This is a genomic window from Croceicoccus bisphenolivorans, assembly GCF_001634625.1.
Lineage (GTDB): Bacteria > Pseudomonadota > Alphaproteobacteria > Sphingomonadales > Sphingomonadaceae > Croceicoccus > Croceicoccus bisphenolivorans.
Genome location: NZ_LRSE01000008.1, coordinates 59,072 through 79,132 on the forward strand (window position 1 = coordinate 59,072; position 20,061 = coordinate 79,132).

The window sequence follows — 20,061 nt, forward strand, 5'->3', positions numbered from 1 at the left end:
CACCATTATGGCATCGAAAGGTGAACCTGCCCCAAATAGGCATGAAACACAATTCGACAACCGTCGTAAACCGGTCCGTATCCCGCCACTTTTCGCTTTTCAGGCCGTTCGAGCCGGTTGCCGCCCGCCCGCGCGGGTGCTAACCGCCCAACCATTGCGCGCCGGACCTTGCGCCCTTGCGGTCCAGATATCCGGTGTGCCCGTCCGATAACCCATTCGAAGCGAAAGAAATCATGGCCGACGAAGGCAACATCATCACCGATCTTGGCGACAATGCGAACGCCGGCAACGAACCTAAGCCCAACGGCGCAGACAACCAGCCCGCGATCGGGCTGATCTCGCAGTACATCAAGGACCTGTCGGTCGAAAATCCGAATGCGCCGCGCAGCTACCAGTGGGCCGGCCAGCCGAACGTCGACGTGCAGTTCAACATCAACGCGAATCCGGTCGACGGCGAAGTGCACGAAGTGACGCTGAAGATCACCGTCACGGCCAAGGCGAACGAAGGCACCGCCTATATCGTCGACCTCGACTATTGCGGGTTGATCGGCATGCGCAACGTCGCGCCTGAACAGGGCCACATGTTCCTGTTCGCAGAAGCGCCGCGCATCCTGTTCCCCTTCGCCCGCCGCATCATCAGCGATGCCGTGCGCGATGCCGGATATCCGCCGATGCTGCTCGACCCGATCGATTTCCAGGGCATCTACATCCAGCAGCTGCAGCAGCGCCAGGCCGAGGGCGCGAACCCCGCCGCCGATTTCGGCAGCACCCCGCCCACCGGCGAGGCCTGAGGCATAGATAGCCAGCGGACGCGGCGGGTCGCATGAGCCTCGTCAGGAACGTCGGCACGATCGGGGGGCTGACCGCGCTAAGCCGCGTGTTCGGCTTTGCCCGCGACATGCTCCTGGCCCGCGTTCTCGGCGCAGGGCTGGCGGCAGACGCGTTCCAGCTGGCCTTCATCCTGCCCAACACGTTCCGGCGGCTTTTCGCCGAAGGGGCGTTCTCGGTCGCCTTCGTGCCGATGTATTCGCGCCGCCTGCACGCGGAAGACGGCGGCGGAGAGGAAGCGGCGAACCATTTCGCGCAGGACGTGCTGGCGATCTTCGTCTGGGTCCTGCTGGGCTTCTCCGCCATTGCCATGCTGGCGATGCCGGGCATCGTCTACCTGCTGGCCAGCGAATATCGCGAAGTGCCGGGCAAGTACGAACTGTCGGTGATGCTCAGCCGGATCACCTTCCCGTACCTCGGTTTGGTAAGCCTCGTCGCGATGTTGTCGGGCCTGCTCAACGCGCGGTCCAAATTTGCGCCGGGCGCCTTCGTGCCGGTCTTGCTGAACCTGACGCTGATCTCCGGCCTGGCCGCCGGATACTGGATTGGCCACAACGGCGGCAGCGATGCCGACATCGCGACGGCGCTGGCCATATCGGTGCCCGTCGCGGGCGTGGTGCAGCTTGGCTACATGTGGTGGGCAACGCGCCGCGCCGGCGTGCGGCTGAAAATCACGACGCCGAAGATCACGCCGGAAATAAAGCGTCTGGGCATGCTGATCCTGCCCGCCACTTTCGGCGCCGGCGTTTACCAGATCAGCCAGTTCGTCGACACGTTCTTCGCCACGACCCTGCCGCAAGGGTCGCTCACCCTGCTGAAGCTGGCCGACCGGCTGAACCAGATGCCGCTGGGCATCGTGGGCATTGCGCTGGGCACCGCGATCCTGCCGATGCTGGCCCGCCATATCCAGACCGGCGATATGCGAGAGGCGCAGCGGCTTCAGGCCAATGCGGTGGAAATGGGCACCCTGCTCACTCTGCCCGCTGCCGTCGCGCTGGCGATCTGCGCACCGGCCTTCACCACCGCGTTCTTCGTCGGCGGCAAGATGACGCCGCAGGACGGGTTGATCATGGGCGACATCGTCATCGCACTGGTCGCGGGCCTGCCCGCCTATGTTCTGGTAAAGGTGTTCCAGCCCGCGTTCTTCAGCCGGGAAGATACGCGCACACCCGTCTGGGTCGCGGCGGCGGTGCTGGCGATCAACATCGCGATCAACTTCTACGTCGTGCCGCGCTACGGCATCGTCGGGCTGGCGGCGGCAACGGCGTTCACGGCAACGCTCAACGTGGTCACGCTCTATACCATCCTGCAGATCCGCGGCTGGTTCCACTTCACGGCCAAGCTGGCCGGGCGCATTGCGCGGCAGCTTTTCGCATCGGCAGCGATGGGCGCGGCGCTGTGGTATCTCGTGCCGTTGATGGCCGATCGCTACGGTGGCAACGTGATAGAGCGCGTGTGGTCGCTTTCCGCACTGGTGCTGGCGGGGATGGCCGTGTTCTTCACCGTCGCGTGGTTCGTCGGCGCGATCGACAAGGATCTTGTCGCCCAGCTTCGCCGCAAGCGCCCGGCCAAGCCTGCCAACTAGAGGGTTCAAACCCGCGAATGATGTGATAAGGGCACTGGCCATGGAACGGGTTTCCCTTGCCTATACGCGCCGATGCCCCGAAGCGCTCCTGATCAGGCCGCGCCGCTTTGCGGTACGCGGCCGGGCGGCCTGGCGATGGCTTGGTTGGACATACTGAGGCGTTGATGCGCCCGCCGCTTTGCATGCGGCCCCACCTTCCTGACCAGATTTCCAGAAAGTCCCAAAGCCATGCGTATCGTTTCGGGCATACAGCCCACCGGCAATCTCCACCTCGGCAACTACCTCGGTGCCATCCGCAACTGGGTGCGGATGCAGGACGAGATCGCCGAAAACGGCGGCGAATGCTTCTTCTTCCTTGCCGACCTTCATGCGATCTCGATGCCGCACACGCCGGCCGAGCTTACCGCGAACACCCGCGAGATGGCCGCCGCGCTGCTGGCCTGCGGTGTCGACACGGCAAAGTCCGTCCTGTTCAACCAGGCGCAGGTTCCCGCCCATGCGGAACTGCAATGGCTGCTGAACGGAACGGCGCGCATGGGCTGGCTGAACCGCATGACCCAGTTCAAGGACAAGTCGGGCAAGAACCGCGAGGGGGCTTCGGTGGCGCTGTTCACCTACCCCGTGCTTCAAGCTGCCGACGTCCTGCTCTATCAGGCGACCCACGTTCCCGTGGGCGACGACCAGAAGCAGCATCTCGAACTGGCCCGCGACATCGCGCAGAAGTTCAACAACGACTTCTGTGAAGAGGAAGCGCCCGTCTTCACCCTGCCCGAACCGTTCATCCCGCCAGAAGCTGCGCGCATCATGTCCCTGCGCGACGGCACTGCGAAGATGAGCAAGTCGGACCCGTCGGAAATGAGCCGCGTGAACCTCTCCGACGATGCGGACGAGGTGATGAAGAAGATCAAGAAGGCCAAGACCGACCCCGAACCCCTGCCTTCGGAAGAAGCCGGGCTGGAAGGCCGGGCCGAAGCGAAGAATCTCGTCGCGATCTACGGCGCGCTTTCGGGCCAGTCCGTGGCGCAGGTGCTGGGCGAATATGGCGGCGAGGGGTTCGGTAAGTTCAAGCCCGCGCTGGGCGAACTGCTGGTCGAAACGCTGCGCCCGATCAGCGAGCGTTTCAACGAGCTGAAACAGGACACGCCCGAACTGGACCGACAGCTGGCCACCGGCGCTGCCAAGGCACGCGATGCGGCCGCAGGCACTCTTGCGAAGACGTACGAGGCGCTTGGCCTTTTGCGCTGAGCCCTTTCAGGCTTGCCGCGCTCTGCAACGGGCGCGGCAAGCTATTCAAAATCTGTGCCATTCTGACATTTGTTAATCCGGATATTCAAACCCGGTTCATGGCCTTTGCGCCATAAGACGTGCATTATTCGCGTTGCCCTGACCGAATCATCGGTCCGCAATCTTGACTGCAATGCAGACGGGCAACGCCACGTTTTGGAGGGTTTGAAATGAAGTTCAATGCCATGCGCGCGATGAAGCTGGCTGCGGCTCCGCTGCTTATGGCCGGACTTGCCGCCTGCGCCACCCCGTTCAACGCGGACGTGTCGCGTTTCCAGACGCAGTTGCCGGCACCGGCGGGCCAGACCTTTGCCGTCGTCGCCGACGATCCGGCGCTGGCCGGCGGGCTCGAGTTCGCGCAATACGCCGACTATGTCGAGGCGGAGATGGCCGAGCTTGGCTATACGCAGGCTTCGCCCGAAAACGCCGACCTGCTCGTCCGCTTCGACTATGGCGTCGACAGCGGGCGCGAGAAGGTCGTGACCACCGGGTATGGCCGCGACCCGTTTTGGGACCCGTGGTACGGACCTTATAGCCGCTATGGTTTCTATCGCCCGTATTACCGCCATTCCGCGTGGGGCTACGGCTGGTACGATCCGTTCTTCGACAGCGGGCCGGACGTGCGCAGCTACACCATCTACACCAGCGGCATCGACATGAAGATCGACCGCCGCGTCGATGGCGAGCGTCTGTTCGAAGGCAAGGCCGAGGCCGTGTCGCGCTCCAACCGCATGCAGTACCTCGTACCCAATCTGGTAGACGCGATGTTCACCGACTTCCCAGGCCGTTCGGGAGAGACGTTGCGCATCTCGATTGCACCGGAAGATCGCGAAAAGAAAGTGAAGAAGGTCAACTGAACCTTGTGGGTCGGGAAGCAATTTCCCGGCCCATTTCGATTTTCGAGTTTCCCCGGGGCAGGCCGCCACGCCTGTCCTACGACTGTCCGGTCGCATAAGAGCCTCCACCCGTGAGGCCACCGAGATTTGAGGGGCGACCGGGCCTTTTTCGGCCCAATCCGGTCTATTCGGGCCTGATCGGCTCCACGCTGGCCGCGCCGAATCCGGTGGAACCGAAACCACCTTCGCCGCGCACCGTCTCGTCCAGTTCGTGGACTTCCAGCCAGCTTGCCCGCACGACGGGGCTGAGCACGGCTTGCGCGATCCGGTCGCCGCGCAGGATCTCGTATGGCTCCAGGCCGAGGTTGACGAGAATCACCTTCAGCTCGCCACGATAGTCGGAATCGATCGTGCCCGGCGCATTGGCAACGGTAATGCCGTGTTTGAGGGCAAGGCCCGAACGCGGGCGGATCTGCACTTCGTAACCATCGGGGATCGCCATCGCGATGCCGGTGGCGACCGCAGCCCGCCCGCCGGGTTCCAGCACGCGATCTTCGGCAGAGACGACATCCATCCCCGCCGCGCCGTCGGTGGCATATGCGGGAAGCGGCAGATCGTCGTTCCCCTCCAGCCGCTTTACGGGAACGGGTACGGGCTGGCGGTCATGCATTGGCGATTTCCTTGGCAATCCTGTCGATCAGTGCTGCGGCGACGCGCGGCTTTGGCATGGGTTCCAGGCTTTCGACACCCGATGCGGTAACGATATGCACGGTATTGGCATCGCCGCCCATCACGCTTTGCCCTTTGGCACCCGAAACGTCGTTGGCCACGATCCAGTCCGCACCCTTACGCTCCCGCTTGGCCGTGGCGTGATCGACCACGTGCTCGGTCTCTGCCGCAAAGCCGACCAGCAGGCGCGGGCGGCTCTGCGATTTCGCCAGCGTGGCAAGGATGTCCGGATTCTCGGCCAGCGCCAGCGGCGGGACCTCGCCCGAACCGTCCTTCTTGATCTTCTGCCCCGAAGCATCGGCGGCGCGCCAGTCGGCAACGGCGGCAACCATGATTGCAATGTCCGCGGGCAGCGCGGCTTCGACCGCAGCCAGCATCTCTCGCGCGGATTCCACGTCCACACGGTCCACCCCCGGCGGCGTTTCCAGCTGCACCGGCCCGGCCACCAGCGTAACCCGCGCCCCGGCGGCGGCAGCGGCGGCGGCAATGGCGAAGCCCTGCTTCCCGCTCGACCGGTTGGCGATATAGCGCACCGGATCGATCGGTTCGTGCGTCGGCCCGGCGGTGACGAGAACATGCTTGCCGTAAAGCCCGCGATGGGCCTCCGGCGCGAAATCGGGCTGGCCGGCCAGCGGATCGGGTGCGTGAAAGCTTCGGATCGCGGCCATCACCGCTTCCGGTTCGGGCAGGCGCCCAGGTCCGAATTCGCCACAGGCCATCGGTCCTTCGTCCGGTTGCATCACGCGAATGCCGTCTTCGCGAAGCTGTGCGACATTTCGCTGCGTGGCCGGATGCTCCCACATCTTCACGTTCATCGCGGGCACGGCCAGCACCGGCTTGTCGGTTGCCAGCAGCAGCGTCGTGGCAAGGCCGTCGGCCACGCCGGTGGCCATCTTGGCCAACAGATCCGCCGTCGCCGGGCACACGACGACAAGGTCGGCTTCGCGGCTGAGCTGGATATGGCCCATTTCCGCCTCGTTCTTCAGATCCCAGAGCGTCGTGTGAACGGGGTTTTCACTCAGCGCAGCCAGCGTCATCGGCGTCACGAACTTCGCCCCGCCCTCGGTCAGCACGCAAGTCACTTCGCCGCCTTCCTTCCGGATCAGGCGCACCAGTTCGCACGACTTGTAGGCGGCAATGCCGCCGCCGATGATCAGAAGTATCTTGTTTCCTGCGTCCATGGCCTACGTTCTGCCTGCCGCCGCCCCGCGTCGCAAGGACAAGATCAGGTCTGCAAAGCCGCGCGGTGCCAGCGCCAGACCCACCAGCGGCAGCGGCAGGGCAAGCGCTGCCCAATACCAGTTCCCGGCCCGCGCAAAGAGGGCCATCATAACGACCAGACCGATCAGCCAGAGCGCGGCGAACCAGCCCGTGCGCCCACCCGTAGACAGGAAGCCGAACAGGCCCAGCACTGCCACCGGCCCCGAAATCCACGCTGGTGCAAGCACCAGCATCGTCAGCATATGCAAGCCCTCGAAATAGACTGCAGGCCCACTCATCCCGGACCAGCCCGGACTGGCCAGATCGCCTGGCAGCCGTATTGCGGCCACTGCATCGGCATGCGCGGCAAGGCCCACCGCAAATAGCACGAGCACCGCGCCCAGCATCGCCACCTCGCGCCAGCGCCGCGCGAAAATTGCGAAGGCCACCCACAGCAGAACGAACGGCAAGGCGAGTTCGCGAATAAAGAGAGCCAGCGCCGCCAGCAAAAGCGCCGGCCACCAGCGCCCCGGCCGCCATAGCGCCAGGGAGAGAGAGAGCAGCAGACCGGCCCACATATCGTGCAGCAGGCGGATGTCAGGGTTGATCAACGCTGCCCCCGCCACCAGCACGAGGAGGACGGTCGCGACCCGTTCGCCCGCGCTGTCCGCCCTGGCCGACCAGGCAAAGGCATTGGCAAACAACAGCAGCATGGTCACCGCCAGCACACCGGCATCGCCGGCAAAGGCGTAGAACCACGCGAGCGTGGGCAGACGGACCACGAAGAATGGGCGCATGGGATAGTTCGCCGCGCGATGTTCGTTGGCGGCAGCGGCGTGGTAATCGTCGCCTGCGGCCACCCTGTTGCCGATGCGGCGATAGAGATCGAGATCGCTCTTCCCACTCTCGCCAGTGTCGGCCTGCGACGCCGCAACCGGCAAGTCAGGAGCCGCAATGTCGGCACCCGGCATCGCCGCGCTTGCAATCGTAAGCACGGCCAGAAACACCAGCACCACGGCGGCCAATACCGGCCGAATGCCGCGAAACGGGCGCTCTGGCCAATACATTGCCGGCCCGCCCCCGCGCTTCAGCCGAGCCACCCGGCCAGCATCGCGCCATAGACCGCGCCTGCGCCAAGGAATGCGGAAAGCAGGTACGGCAGGATCGATTCGTCCTGCGGCTTTTCCTTGCGTTCCCAGATCAGTTCGATCTCGCCCAGCGGCGGCGGTTCGGGCGCGCCGCCCTTAGCCGGGAAGCGGTCTTCTATCCGGCGGATCAGGTCGGGAATGCGCAGCAGCGTTTGGGTATCGTTGCGGATGCGGTCCGCGATTGCGGCTTCCGGTCCCAGTTCGTCGCGGATCCATTCGCGCACATAGGGCGCGGCCGTGTCCCACAGGTTGATCGACGGGTCGATCTGCGTCGCGATCCCTTCGACCATAACCATCGTCTTCTGCAGCAGCAGCAGGTGCGGCTGCGTCTGCATGTCGAAATCGCGCGTGATCGCGAACAGGCCGTCCAGCATCTGGCCGACCGAAAGCTCGCTCACCGGCTTGCCGCGCATCGGTTCGCCCACCGCGCGCAGGGCCGTCGCGAACTCGTCGACGTTGTGATAGCTCGGCACGTATTGCGCCTCGAAATGGATTTCGGCGACACGGCGGTAATTGCCGGTGGTCAGGCCGTAGAGAATCTCTGCCAGCCATGCCCGCGCGCGCCGGTCGATGCGGCCCATGATGCCGAAATCGATGGCGACGATGGTGCCGTCGCCGCGCACGAACAGGTTCCCCTGATGCATGTCGGCGTGGAAAAAACCGGCGCTGATCGCCTGCCGCAGGAACGCCAGCACCAGCCGCTGGGCGATGGAGGGCAGATCGTGCCCTGCCTCTGCCAGCGCTTCGCGGTTCGAAATCTTGATGCCGTCGATCCACTCGATCGTCATCACCCGACCGTTGGTGCGGTCCCAGTCGACCGTCGGGATGCAGTAGCCGGGAATGGCGTGCATCACTTCGGAAAGCTCGGATGCCGAAGCCGCCTCGCGCCGCAAGTCCAGCTCGCGCAGGGTCCAGCGCTTGAAGTTGGCGATGACGAGACGCGGGCGCAATCGCTTGGCCTCTCCGCCCAAAGCCTCAAGGTGCGCGGCGGCCCACTCGTATGTCTCGATATCGCGGGCGAACTGTTCGCGGATGCCGGGGCGCAGGACCTTGACCGCGACAGTCTTGCCATCGGTCGTCACCGCCTTGTGTACTTGCGCGATGGAGGCCGCGCCGACCGGCACCGGATCGATATGCCCGTAAAGACTGTCGATCGGGCGTTCGAAGCTACCCTCGATGGACTTGGCGATCTCATCGAAATCAACCGGCGGCAGCGAATCCTGCAGGCTCAGCAGGTTGCGCGCCGCATCCTCCCCCACGATGTCGGGGCGGGTCGCCAGCGTCTGGCCCAGCTTGATCGCGGCGGGGCCGATGGCCTGAAAGGCGCCTGCGAAATCGGGCTCCTTCGGCTGTACCGTGCCCAGCCGGGCAAGGCGGCACAGGCGGCGGACCTGATCAGGCGTCTCGGGATGCTGCTCGATAGGGCGCAACGCGCCGTGACGGGCAAGGATGCGCCCCCATTTCAGGAGCCGGAAGATATGCGTCGAATGGCGGGTCATGGGTTCGGGATCAGACCTTCCAACCCGAATGGATCGCGACAAGGCCGCCCATGATCGGCTCAACCTTCGTCTGCGTGAAGCCGGCGGCACGGATCATCTTTTCGAATTCCGGCATCGCGGGGAAGCGGCGGATCGATTCGATGAGGTAGCGATAGGAATCGGCATCGCCCGCGATCTTCTCCCCGATCACCGGCACCAGCTTGTGCGAATAGACGTCGTAGACTTCCTTGAAGCCCGGCCATTGCGTGGTCGAAAATTCAAGGCAGAAGAACCGCCCGCCGCGGCGCAGAACGCGATAAGCCTCTGCCAGTGCGCGGTCGATGTGGGTGACATTCCGGATGCCGAAGGCGATGGTGTAGGCATCGAACGAACTGTTCGCGAACGTCAGTTCCTCCGCATTCTGGCGCGACCAGACGAGCGTATCGATGCCGCGTTTCACCGCACGTTCCAGTCCGACGTCGAGCATGTCCTGGTTGATGTCGGACACGGTGATCTGCGCGCCGCGCGCTTCCATGCGGAAGGCGATGTCGCCGGTCCCGCCCGCCATGTCGAGGATCTGCTCGCCGCTGCGCGGCTTCACGCGCCGCACGAAGCGATCCTTCCAGAGGCGATGCATCCCGCCCGACATCGCGTCGTTCATCACGTCGTACTTGCTCGCGACGGACGAGAAGACATCGCCGACGCGGCGGGTCTTTTCGGCGGGATCGACTTCCTCGTAACCGAAGGAGACGGTGTCGGACGAATTTGCGGGATCGCTCATGGGGACAAGCCTCTAGGGCCGGATGGCCTTCAGGAAAAGTAACTTGTGGGCAGCGCGCCGGTTCCGATGCCGCTTAGCGCTGGCACCTCCGGCAAAAGAAGGTGCTGCGCCCGCCCTGCACGATGCGTTCAACCGTGCCGCCGCAATGGCACGGGTCTCCCTCGTGGCCATAGACCTGCCACTGGGTCGCGAAATAGCCCAGTTCGCCATCGGGCTTGGCATAGTCGCGCATCGACGACCCCCCCGCCGCGATGGATTCGAGCAGGACTTCACGGATCGCGGGGACCAGCAGCTTGAGTTTCGCGTAGCTGACCTTGCCCGCCGCCTTGTCCGGCCGGATGCCTGCGCGATGCAAAGCCTCGCAGACGTAGATATTGCCCAGCCCCGCCACGATGCGCTGGTCGAGAAGCAGGACCTTCACCGGCGAAATGCGCCCCTCAAAGGCGTCAGCGAGATGTCTTGCCGTCAGGTCCTCGCCCAGCGGCTCCGGCCCCATGTCGGCGAAAGGACCAAAGCCTTCGAGATCGTTCGTGTCCCACAGGTCCACCGAACCGAACCGGCGCGCATCATTCAGCGCAAGGACATGCCCCGCCTTCGTCTCCAGAACGAGGTGATCGTGCTTGCCCAGCTCCTCGGGATCGATCCGCCACCGCCCGCTCATGCCGAGGTGGAAGATCATCGTCTGCCCGCGATCCAGATCGACAAGGCCGTACTTGGCCCGCCGTCCCAGCCGCTCCACTTTCGCGCCCGTCATCATCTGGACGAGTTCGGGCGGGAACGGACGGCGCAAGTCCGGACGGTTGAGGGTCACGCGCGTCACGGTCTCGCCCTCAAGATATCGGGCAAGACCGCGTACGGTGGTTTCGACTTCGGGTAATTCGGGCATCGCTGCCTCAGATAGGGATCAGTTGCTATGCCCGGAAGTGGTCAGCTCTCCAGCTGGCGAAGCAGGCTGCGCACGTCGCCGTCCATGTCGGCATCGCGGGTGCGCAGGTCCTCGATCAGACGGACCGCGTGGATCACGGTCGAGTGATCGCGGCCGCCGAACTTGCGGCCAATCTCGGGGTACGAACGCGGGGTCAGCACCTTGGCGAGATACATCGCGACCTGGCGCGGACGCACGACGGCGCGGGCGCGGCGCTTGGAGGCCATTTCGCTGCGGTCGAGCCGGTAGAACTGGCAGACCGTGCGCTGGATCTCGTCGATCGTGATGCGGCGGCGGTTGGCCGACAGGATGTCGGTCAGCTGTTCCTCGGCCAGTTGAAGAGACACCGGTTGGCCGGTGAGCTGGGCATAGGCGATCAGCTTGTTGAGACCGCCGACCAGTTCGCGCACGTTGCGGCTGATGGTGCGGGCCAGGAACTCGATCACATCGTCCGGCACGTCGTTCGACGTGAAGCGGGCAAGACGGTGTTCGAGGATCTTGCGGCGCAAGTCGATGTCGGCGGGCTGGATGTCCGCGACAAGGCCCATCGACAGGCGCGAGAGCAGTCGCGGCTCGACACCGTCCAGCGCCTGCGGCGCGCGGTCGGCGGCGAATGCCAGCCGCTTGCCTTCGGCCAGCAGGGCGTCGATCGTGTAGAGCAGTTCTTCCTGCGCCGAAGCCTTGCCGATGATGAACTGGATGTCGTCCACCAGCAGCATGTCGAAGCCGCGCAGGCGCGCCTTGAACTCAATCATCTGGTTCTGGCGCAGGGCCTGCACGAACTCCACCATGAAGCGCTCTGCGCTGCAGTAGAAGATGCGCGTGCCGGCCTTCGCGGCGGCGAACTGGTGGCCGATGGCGTGCAGCAGGTGCGTCTTGCCCTGCCCCGTCGCGGCCTTCAGGTACAGCGGCGAGAACTGCGGCGCTTCCGTCGCGGCCATGCGCTGGGCCGCGTTGTAGGCAAGCACGTTGCCTTCGCCGGTGACGAAGCTGGCGAAGGTGAGCGAGGGATCAAGGCCTGCGGAGCCGAGTTCCGTGATCGCTTCGACGGGGTTCTGCTGGGGGATGTGATCGTTGGCGGCCGCCGGACCGACGCGCAGTTCGGGCAGCTTGCGGCGTCCCGGATGGACCGAGACACGCACGTTGCGCACTTCGCTGCGCGCAATCTTCCACGCCAGCGAAAGGCGATCGACGAAACGGTCGTTGACCCAGTTTGCCGAAAACTCCGTCGGCAGGAACAGGTCCAGCGTACCGGTGTCCTTGCAGAAGTTGCCCACCTCGATCGGGCGAATCCACTGGCTGTAGGCCTGGTGACCCAGATCCTTTTTCAGGCCCGTGCAAATATCCGACCAGTCCGCCGCCAATGCCTCACGATCATCTTCGAACATCTCGCCCGCCTTCTTGTTTTCGGGCGTACGCCCCGCGAGCGAGCCGAATCCCCCCGTCCGTGTCATGCGCATTAGCCTCCGATCCGCAGTCACAATGCCACCTTTCGGACAATCGGCAAAACCCGACTGTCCTCCGCCAACCCCCTTGGCAGGAAAGGAACATCGCGATGTGAAGTTGTGCCGACCATGACCGATGGCCGACGACTCATTTTGTAGGGTTGTGGATGGCTTGGCGGCAAGGGTTGAGACGTAAAAAAAATGAAATAATGGCGCTTGACTCAGTCAAGGGCGCAGAAACGCTCAAATTGCAATTCAAGCCACTGATTTTGAATATTTTTTGATCAATCCAAATTGCGAATCGGCAGAATCCCTTGGGTTTACCGTGCCTGCGTTCATGAGAACTCTGTCATGCTGCATCGCAACAAAAAGGGCCGCCCGGTCCCGGACGGCCCATTCTGACACACTTGCGACACCGCACACGCCGAAAGCGCGTGCGACTCGCAGGTACCCGATCAGAGCGCTGCGACGCGCTTCGTCAGGCGAGAAAGCTTACGCGACGCGGTGTTCTTGTGCATCACGCCGCGAGCAACGCCGCGAGCCAGTTCCGGCTGCGCATTGCTGAGCGCAGTCTTTGCCGCATCCTTGTCACCGTTTTCGATGGCAGTTTCGACCTGCTTCACGAAAGTGCGGATACGGCTCATGCGGTTGCCGTTGATTTCGGCGCGACGCTCGTTGCGGCGGATGCGCTTGCGGGCTTGCGGCGTATTGGCCATGCTCGATCCTTATGTTGCCGCCGATGCGGCTAAAAACTGTTTCAACCTGTTTTGCTTCCCGCGCCGGACTACCGCCGCAAGACGGCAGGGACGAACCGGTTCGGGTGCGAAAATCCCGTGCGGCACAAATGCCCGTAAAGGCACTGTCCCGCAAGAAAGCGCGGCGCATAGCGACCAATGGGCGAATCGTCAAGCAAGGCGGGGTTTTGCCTGCCGGTCGCCGCGAACCCGCCGCCGCTTCCCGCCTGCCTTGCGCAATGCCCCTTGCCCCGCACGAGCGGCAAGGGCAAGGCACGGCCCATGCTGGAACCTCATAGGCTGGACCGTTTCGCACGCCACATCGTGCTTCCCGAAATCGGGGGTGCCGGACAGTTGCGGCTTGCCCGTTCACACGTAGTGCTGATCGGCGCCGGCGGCGTGGGCAGCCCTGCCCTGCAATACCTTGCCGCTGCGGGCGTGGGCCGGATCACGGTGATCGATTCGGACACGGTCGATGCCAGCAACCTGCAACGCCAGACGATCTTTGCCGAAGATGATATCAGCGCGTCGAAGGCGGAAAGCGCGGCGCGGTGGGTGCGCCGATTCGACGCCGCGATCGATGTGACGGCGCATGACCTGCGCATAGATGCGGACAATGCCGCCGGCCTGATCGCGGGGGCCGATGTCGTGCTGGACGGGTGCGACAACTTCGCCACGCGGCTCGCCGTATCGGACGCCTGCGTGGCGAGCGGCATTGCGCTCACCAGCGTCGCGGTCGGGCGTTTCCAGGCGCAGGTAGCGAACTTTGCCGGGCACTTGCCCGATCAGGCCTGCTACCGCTGCTGGGTGGGCGATGCCTTCGATGCCGACGATTGCGACACTTGCGCCGAACAGGGGGTCTTGGGCGCCTTTGTCGGCATGGCCGCATCGCTTGGCGTGATGCAGGCCGCGCGCGTGCTGCTGGAAGGTCATGCCGAACTGGGCGATCCGCAGTGGGGCAAACTGGTCCTGATCGACGGGCTGAAACCTGCAATGCGCACGATCAACGTCGGCAAGGATCTGGCCTGCCGCGCCTGCCCGCAACGCTGACCTGATGGCCCTGTCCCGCCCCCGCCCGCGCTCGACAAGCAGGCGACGGGCCACCATATGAACGCCATGGCCAGCGAAGAAACCCCTCCGCCCTACGAGACATACGAAAGGCTTGAACCCATGGTCCGGCGGGTGCTGGCCCGCAATCCCTCGCCTTTTACCTATACCGGCACGCAGACCTACCTCGTCGGCACGGACGCCGAGCTTGCCGTCATCGATCCCGGTCCGGATGAGGAACCCCACCTAGACGCGCTGATCGCAGCCATCGGCGGGGCGAAAGTCGTCGCCATCGCCTGCACGCATACCCACCGCGACCATTCGCCCGCCGCGGCCCCGCTTGCGGCACGGACCGGCGCGCCGGTGATCGGCTGCGCTCCGCTCGTCCTGACAACAGATGCCCCGCGCGCCGATGCGCCGTTCGACCAGACTTACGCGCCCGACGCAGTACTGTCCGACGGAGAGCTGATTTGCGGCGAGGGATGGACCCTGCGCGCCATCGCCACCCCCGGCCATACGTCAAACCATCTTTGCTACGCGCTGGAGGAGAGCGGCGCGCTGTTCACCGGCGATCACGTCATGGGCTGGTCCACCACCGTCGTCGCTCCGCCCGATGGCGACATGGCCGCCTACATGGCTTCTATGGAACGGCTCTACGAACGGGAGGACCGTGTCTACTATCCCGCGCACGGCCCCGCGGTCGACAAGCCGAAGCAGCTGGTGCGCGGCATGATCGGCCATCGCCGCCAGCGCGAACGCCAGATCCTGCGCCACCTTGGCGACGGCGCCCATGCCATCCCCGAACTGGTCGGCAAGATGTACGTCGGGCTGGACGAGCGGCTGAAGGGCGCTGCCGGACAGTCGGTGCTGGCCCACCTGATCGACCTTCGGAACCGGAATCTCGTCGCATCCCGGGGATCGGAATGGTCGCTGCTCTGAACAGCGTTTGACGATTGCCCGAACCGCGCGGGAAGACTAGATATCCCGCCGGGTCGAGCCAAAAGGCTTATGCGGGGGATTGTATGGCGACATTGGCGGGAAGCGGTCTGCCGCGCTCGGTGGACGAGCAGGCGGAACGGAAATTCTTCATGGTCATGGCCATCGTTATTACGGTGGTCATCGCGGCGGGCTTCTCGACACAACTGGCGATGGGTCGCTCCACTTTCGCTGTGCCGCTGCCCTATCACCTGCACGCCTTCGTCTTCTTCGGCTGGGTCGCGCTCTACCTTGCGCAGAATGTGCTGATCGCGGGGGGCAACGTCCGCCTGCACCGCACGCTTGGGTGGTTGGCAGTGGTCTGGACGCCGGTGATGGTCGCGCTGGGCTTCACCATCATGATCGTGGCGCTGCGCCGGGCCGGCGGGCCGTTCTTTTTCGCCCAGAACGAATTCCTCGTCGCAAACTCGCTGCTGCTCGTGCTGTTCGCGGCGCTGGTGTTCTGCGCGCTGAAAGTGCGCCGCTATTCGGGCTGGCATCGCCGTCTGATGCTCGTCGCCATGGCGTTACTGTCCGATCCCGGCATCGGCCGGTTGCTGCCGATGCCGCTGCTGATCCCCCATGCATGGCGTATCGGCCTGCTTGTCGCGATGGTGTTCCCGCTGGCCGGCATGATCCGCGACAAGCTGCGCCGGGGCGCGGTCCATCCTGCCTACTGGTGGGGCTTGGGCGCGGTCCTCGTCACCCAGATCGTGGCGGATATTATCGCCTACAGCGCGTTCGGCATTTCGCTGACCGAGCAACTGGTGGCCGGAACGCCGGGGGCGGAGCGTCCGATGGAAGCATTCCTGCCGCCCGGTTTTGCCATGTGATTTGCGACGTAATCGCTTGAACTCCAACCGCGCGCAGGCCATCTGCAGGCGCAAGGAATGGAGATTTGCGAAAAATGACCGCGCACGAAAACCTCACCGGCCTCGACCTTCGCGAAGAGATCGAGAAGCTTCGCAAGGAACGCAACGCGGTCATCCTCGCGCATTACTACCAGACGCCCGATCTGCAGGACATTGCCGACTTCGTGGGCGATTCGCTGGAACTTTCGAAAAAGGCGGCGGCCACCGATGCCGATGTCATCGCGTTCTGCGGCGTGAAGTTCATGGCCGATACCGCCAAGATCCTGTCGCCGGAGAAGATCGTGGTCCTGCCCGATCTCGACGCCGGCTGCAGCCTTGAGGATTCGTGTCCGCCGGAAAAGTTCAAGGCTTTCCGCGAAGCGCATCCCGATCACATCGCGCTGACCTACATCAACTGTTCGACAGAGGTGAAGGCGCTATCCGACGTCATCGTCACCAGTTCCAGCGCAGAGACGATCCTTGCCCAGATCCCGCCGGAACAGAAGATCATCTTCGGCCCCGACAGGCACCTTGGCGGCTACCTCAACCGCAAGTTCGGCCGCGACATGCTGCTCTGGCCGGGCGTGTGCATCGTGCACGAAGCGTTCAGTGAAACCGAACTTCTGAAGCTGAAGGCAGAGCATCCCGAAGCGCCCATCGCCGCGCATCCGGAATGCCCGCCGCACATCATCGACCATGCCGATTACGTCGGTTCGACGAGCGGCATCCTGCAATTTGCAAAGACGATGCCGGGGGACAAGCTGATCGTCGCGACGGAGCCGCACATCATCCACCAGATGGAAAAGGCGCTGCCCAACAAGACGTTCATCGGCGCGCCGGGTGCGGACGGCAACTGCAACTGCAACATCTGCCCCTACATGGCGCTGAACACGATGGAAAAGCTCTACATCGCGCTGCGCGATCTGGAGCCGCGCATAGAGATCGAGGAAGGCCTGCGGCTGAAAGCGAAGCAGAGCCTCGACAAGATGATCGAAATGGCATCGGGCACGATCGGCAAGGGCGATCTGGGGCGGGCGTGACGGTCCGGCGCCCTGCGTTCAAATACTTCGAGCCGTGCGCGCTCGATGCCGTGATGACGGCAACGGACGCGCCTTGCGAATGCTGCAACGCGTCGCCGGGGGAACTCTACAGCGGTCCGATCTTCGGATTGCGCGATGTTGAATTGCTCTGCCTCGACTGTATCGCCTCCGGCAGGGCCGCACGTGAACTAGGGTCCAGCTTTGCCGACGTGGGCACGGCGTGGGAAGTCCACAGCGACTTCGACCGTGAAGCCGGTGACGTAACTGCCGAGGTACTGGCGGAACTGGGGGAACGTACGCCCGCTTATTCCAGCTGGCAGAGCCCGGTCTGGCTGTTCCACTGCGGCGATGGCGGCGTGTTTCACGGCGATGCCTCAGAATCCGACGTGGCGAAGGCTTCCACCGAAAGCAGGGCGCATTTCGAACGTAACTTCGGGGTTCCATGGGCCGAAGTGACCGATGGCTATACTCCGAGCGGGCACAACGGCATCTATCGCTTTGATTGCCGCAATTGCGGGATGGTGATGTTCCACTGGGACTGCGATTAGGGGGACTGCGGATAGAGGGGCCGGGATCCGGCACCAACCCGGCCCTCGCGCGTTTCCCTCGCGATGACCGCGCGCCTGATCAGCATCTGGAACCGTATCAACGCCAGTTACTGGTTCTGGCCAGCGACGTTCTGCGTCATCGCGTTCCTGCTGGCGCTGCTGACACTGCATCTCGATCGCAGCGGTGCGGCGGACAGCCTGTCGGACGTTGCCATCATCGTGCCTGCCCGCCCTGACGGGGCCAGCACGATGTTGCAGGTAATCGCCGGTTCGATGATCGGGGTTGCCGCCACGGTCTTTTCCATCACCATTGCCGCCGTCGCCTATGCCAGCGGCACTTATGGCCCGCGCCTCCTCACCAATTTCATGGAGGATCGCGGCAACCAGCTGTCCCTTGCCGCCTTCATCGGCACTTTCGTCTATGCCATCATGGTCCTGCGCGCCGTTCGGGCAGAGGACGAGCGCCCCTCCACCATACAGGACGCGATGGCCAGCACGATGCCGGGCTTCGTGCCGCAGCTATCGCTGCTGGTCGCCACCGCGATGATGCTGGGCGCGATCGCGATGCTGGTATTCTTCCTGAACCACGTACCCAGTTCGATCCGCATCAACGTCGTCCTCGAACGCATCGGCGAACGGTTGATCCGCAAGGTCCGCAGCCGCTTTCCCGAAGACCGCGACGGCGAGGAGGCAGACGTGCCCGAAGGCGGCTTCGAAGTGCCCGCCACGCGCAGCGGCTATATCGAGGTGATCGACTATTCCGGACTGGACGACATTGCCCGCAAGCATGACCTGTCGATCGTGCTGACGCGGCAGGCCGGCGACTTCATCCACCCGACCATCGCGCTGGCCCGCTATTGCGGCAAGGGCGGCGCGGACAACGATATAGAGGACGCGATTGCCGGCTGCTTCGTCCTGTCGGGCCTGCGCACCCCGCAACAGGACTTGCGCTTCCTGATCGACGAGCTGGTGGAGATTGCCCTGCGCGCCCTCTCCCCCGGTATCAACGACCCCTTCACCGCGATCACCGCGCTGCACTGGCTTGGCGCGGCGACGGCGCAGCTGGGTGTTCGCGAACTGACCCGCGCGCCGGACGATTTCGACCGCGACGACAAGCGCCGCGTCTTTCCCCGCCACCTCGACTTTGCCGATTACGTCGGCATCGGTTTCGGTTCGGCCCGATCCGCCGTGGCGGCCAGCCCGAAGGCGGCTCTGGCCATGTACGATGCGCTGGAAAACTGCGCGAAGACGATCCGCCAACCCCGCATAAAGACGATCGCGGCGGAAGGGGACAGGTTGCTGGCGCAAGTCCGCACCGAATTGCACGGCCCCGATCTCGCCATGGTGGAGCAGCGCTACGATACCTTCGTGAAGGCGATTACCTAGATCCCTGCCCTAGATTCCGGCCGGCACTTTCGGTTCTTTTGGTTCGGCAACGCGGGCAATCACCAACGCAGTCGCCATCAGCGCCATGCCCAGCACGTCGCCCGCCGAAAGCGTCTCGCCAAACGCGATCCAGCCGGAAAGCGCCGCGACCGCAGGCTGGGTCAACAGCGCCAGCCCGATGACCAGCGGGCGGAACCAGCCCAGCGCCCAGACCAGAATCCCCTGCCCCACGATCTGGCTGCAGAACGAAAGCAGCAGCAGCGGCGTCCAGTCGCGCGGCATTATCACCTCGCCCAGCAGCAACGCACAGGCCAGCAGAGTCGGCGTCGCCGCGATGGAGGAGACGAGCAGCAAGCGCCACGATCCCATCTTCCCGCGAACATGGCGCAGCAAGAGGATGTAGACCGCGTAGAGCAGCCCCGCGAGAATGCAGAACAGGTCTCCGATGAAGTTGTTCGTGCTGATCTCCAGCGATCCACTCATCAACAGGCCCGCGCCCACCAAGGCGGTCAGGATCGCGAGCATCTCGGAATTGTAGGGCGCACGCCGCGCCAGCAGCAGGCCCCAGCCGATAACGATCACGCTGCCCGAATTGCCGAACACCGTCGAATTGCCGATGCGCGTCATTTCGATGCCGAGATGCCAGCTTGCGACATCAAGCCCGAAGGCCACGCCCGCAGCCAGCGCCAGCCACAGCACGATCCGTTCCGGCAACTTCGCCGCCCCGCCTTCGCGCCACGCCAGCAGGGCAATCAGCGGCAAGGCCAACGCCAGCCGCCAGAACCCCGCCGCGACCGGCCCCGTATCGGCAAGCCGCACGAACAACGGCCCCAGCGCCAGCGCAGTGTTGCCAAGCAGCAGCAGGCCAAAGCGCCATGGCCCGGCAGGTTGCGAATAAGTCATGGGTGTCGCTATGCGCCGCGCTTTCGCGCGATCAGCCCTCGTCCGGCTCGCCAGTTTCGGCAGGCGCTTCGTCAGCCGGAGCGTCACCCGCCCCGTCGTCCGTGGCCGCCGCATCGGTCGGCGATTCGCCGCCAGCGCCACTTGCGGCTTCGGGTTCCTGCTGCTGGCCCTGGGAACGCAGCTGGTCGAACGCGATCATGTCGTCGCTGATCGATCCTTCCAGCACTTCGCCCTCGGCCTGACGTGCATCGTCGGTCTTCGCCGCCTGATCGCCGCAGGCAACCACGGCAAGCGCCAGCGAAGCGGCGATCAGCGGGCGGAAAGTGGCAATGCGCATT

General features: G+C 64.4%; 20 protein-coding genes. 10 read left to right on the plus strand and 10 right to left on the minus strand.

The features are described 5' to 3' along the window. Positions 1 to 233: 233 nt before the first annotated feature. The 4 genes from secB (at position 234) to A7A77_RS10360 (ending at position 4,554) form a co-directional block, all read left to right on the plus strand. Positions 234 to 791 (plus strand): protein-export chaperone SecB, encoded by a 558-nt coding sequence (gene secB / locus A7A77_RS10345; protein ID WP_066557619.1) that lies wholly within the window; start codon positions 234 to 236, stop codon positions 789 to 791. Between the two features lie 32 nt (positions 792 to 823). Then, positions 824 to 2,413, plus strand: a complete 1,590-nt coding sequence (murJ, locus tag A7A77_RS10350) for a murein biosynthesis integral membrane protein MurJ (RefSeq protein ID WP_066557310.1) — start codon at positions 824 to 826, stop codon at positions 2,411 to 2,413. 228 nt (positions 2,414 to 2,641) lie between these two features. Next, complete coding sequence (trpS, locus tag A7A77_RS10355; protein WP_066557313.1) at positions 2,642 to 3,658, plus strand: tryptophan--tRNA ligase; 1,017 nt, start codon at positions 2,642 to 2,644, stop codon at positions 3,656 to 3,658. 209 nt (positions 3,659 to 3,867) lie between these two features. Continuing rightward, positions 3,868 to 4,554 carry a DUF4136 domain-containing protein gene (locus A7A77_RS10360; RefSeq protein ID WP_066557316.1) on the plus strand — a complete coding sequence of 229 codons (687 nt, stop codon included), beginning with the start codon at positions 3,868 to 3,870 and terminating at the stop codon, positions 4,552 to 4,554. 163 nt (positions 4,555 to 4,717) lie between these two features. Here the strand turns inward: A7A77_RS10360 and dut are convergent, their stop codons facing one another. The 8 genes from dut to rpsT all read right to left on the minus strand — a co-directional run bounded on the left by dut (position 4,718) and on the right by rpsT (position 12,955). Next, positions 4,718 to 5,203, minus strand: coding sequence for a dUTP diphosphatase (gene dut, locus A7A77_RS10365; RefSeq protein ID WP_066557319.1), 486 nt, complete (start codon positions 5,201 to 5,203; stop codon positions 4,718 to 4,720). Next, positions 5,196 to 6,443, minus strand: a complete 1,248-nt coding sequence (coaBC, locus tag A7A77_RS10370; RefSeq protein WP_066557322.1) for a bifunctional phosphopantothenoylcysteine decarboxylase/phosphopantothenate--cysteine ligase CoaBC — start codon at positions 6,441 to 6,443, stop codon at positions 5,196 to 5,198. Before coaBC ends, dut begins: the two co-directional genes overlap by 8 nt. Before the next feature lie 3 nt (positions 6,444 to 6,446). Beyond that, positions 6,447 to 7,529: a hypothetical protein gene (locus tag A7A77_RS10375; protein ID WP_066557621.1), complete on the minus strand. Its 1,083-nt coding sequence runs from the start codon at positions 7,527 to 7,529 to the stop codon at positions 6,447 to 6,449. Positions 7,530 to 7,549: 20 nt separating this feature from the next. After that, complete coding sequence (ubiB, locus tag A7A77_RS10380) at positions 7,550 to 9,109, minus strand: 2-polyprenylphenol 6-hydroxylase (protein ID WP_066557325.1); 1,560 nt, start codon at positions 9,107 to 9,109, stop codon at positions 7,550 to 7,552. Positions 9,110 to 9,119: 10 nt separating this feature from the next. After that, positions 9,120 to 9,869 carry a class I SAM-dependent methyltransferase gene (locus A7A77_RS10385; protein ID WP_066557328.1) on the minus strand — a complete coding sequence of 250 codons (750 nt, stop codon included), beginning with the start codon at positions 9,867 to 9,869 and terminating at the stop codon, positions 9,120 to 9,122. Between the two features lie 73 nt (positions 9,870 to 9,942). Further along, entirely contained in the window at positions 9,943 to 10,755 is an 813-nt protein-coding gene (gene mutM / locus A7A77_RS10390; protein WP_066557331.1) for a bifunctional DNA-formamidopyrimidine glycosylase/DNA-(apurinic or apyrimidinic site) lyase, read from the minus strand. Positions 10,756 to 10,796: 41 nt separating this feature from the next. Then, positions 10,797 to 12,182, minus strand: coding sequence for a chromosomal replication initiator protein DnaA (gene dnaA, locus A7A77_RS10395; RefSeq protein WP_172799891.1), 1,386 nt, complete (start codon positions 12,180 to 12,182; stop codon positions 10,797 to 10,799). 512 nt (positions 12,183 to 12,694) lie between these two features. Then, a complete protein-coding gene (gene rpsT / locus A7A77_RS10400; RefSeq protein WP_066557336.1) occupies positions 12,695 to 12,955 on the minus strand; it encodes a 30S ribosomal protein S20 in 261 nt (86 codons plus the stop codon). A 300-nt stretch (positions 12,956 to 13,255) separates the two neighbouring features. Here rpsT and A7A77_RS10405 point away from each other — a divergent pair, with 300 nt between their 5' ends. The 6 genes from A7A77_RS10405 to A7A77_RS10430 all read left to right on the plus strand — a co-directional run bounded on the left by A7A77_RS10405 (position 13,256) and on the right by A7A77_RS10430 (position 18,820). Continuing rightward, positions 13,256 to 14,023 (plus strand): HesA/MoeB/ThiF family protein, encoded by a 768-nt coding sequence (locus A7A77_RS10405; RefSeq protein ID WP_172799886.1) that lies wholly within the window; start codon positions 13,256 to 13,258, stop codon positions 14,021 to 14,023. A 66-nt stretch (positions 14,024 to 14,089) separates the two neighbouring features. Beyond that, on the plus strand, positions 14,090 to 14,959 hold the full coding sequence (locus A7A77_RS10410) for an MBL fold metallo-hydrolase (protein WP_066557340.1): 870 nt from the start codon (positions 14,090 to 14,092) through the stop codon (positions 14,957 to 14,959). An 83-nt stretch (positions 14,960 to 15,042) separates the two neighbouring features. Beyond that, positions 15,043 to 15,828, plus strand: coding sequence for a hypothetical protein (locus A7A77_RS10415; RefSeq protein WP_066557343.1), 786 nt, complete (start codon positions 15,043 to 15,045; stop codon positions 15,826 to 15,828). Between the two features lie 74 nt (positions 15,829 to 15,902). Further along, the gene (gene nadA, locus A7A77_RS10420; protein WP_066557346.1) at positions 15,903 to 16,886 is read left to right on the plus strand and encodes a quinolinate synthase NadA; all 984 of its coding nucleotides are present in this window, start codon (positions 15,903 to 15,905) and stop codon (positions 16,884 to 16,886) included. After that, the gene (locus tag A7A77_RS10425) at positions 16,883 to 17,434 is read left to right on the plus strand and encodes a CbrC family protein (RefSeq protein WP_066557349.1); all 552 of its coding nucleotides are present in this window, start codon (positions 16,883 to 16,885) and stop codon (positions 17,432 to 17,434) included. Before nadA ends, A7A77_RS10425 begins: the two co-directional genes overlap by 4 nt. 63 nt (positions 17,435 to 17,497) lie before the next feature. Next, positions 17,498 to 18,820, plus strand: a complete 1,323-nt coding sequence (locus A7A77_RS10430; RefSeq protein WP_066557357.1) for a DUF2254 domain-containing protein — start codon at positions 17,498 to 17,500, stop codon at positions 18,818 to 18,820. 9 nt (positions 18,821 to 18,829) lie between these two features. On the opposite strand, the gene A7A77_RS10435 is transcribed toward A7A77_RS10430, so the two are convergent. Both A7A77_RS10435 and A7A77_RS10440 read right to left on the minus strand, forming a co-directional pair. After that, positions 18,830 to 19,723, minus strand: a complete 894-nt coding sequence (locus tag A7A77_RS10435; RefSeq protein ID WP_066557364.1) for a DMT family transporter — start codon at positions 19,721 to 19,723, stop codon at positions 18,830 to 18,832. 31 nt (positions 19,724 to 19,754) lie between these two features. Beyond that, the gene (locus A7A77_RS10440; protein ID WP_066557366.1) at positions 19,755 to 20,060 is read right to left on the minus strand and encodes a hypothetical protein; all 306 of its coding nucleotides are present in this window, start codon (positions 20,058 to 20,060) and stop codon (positions 19,755 to 19,757) included. Position 20,061 lies beyond the last annotated feature (1 nt).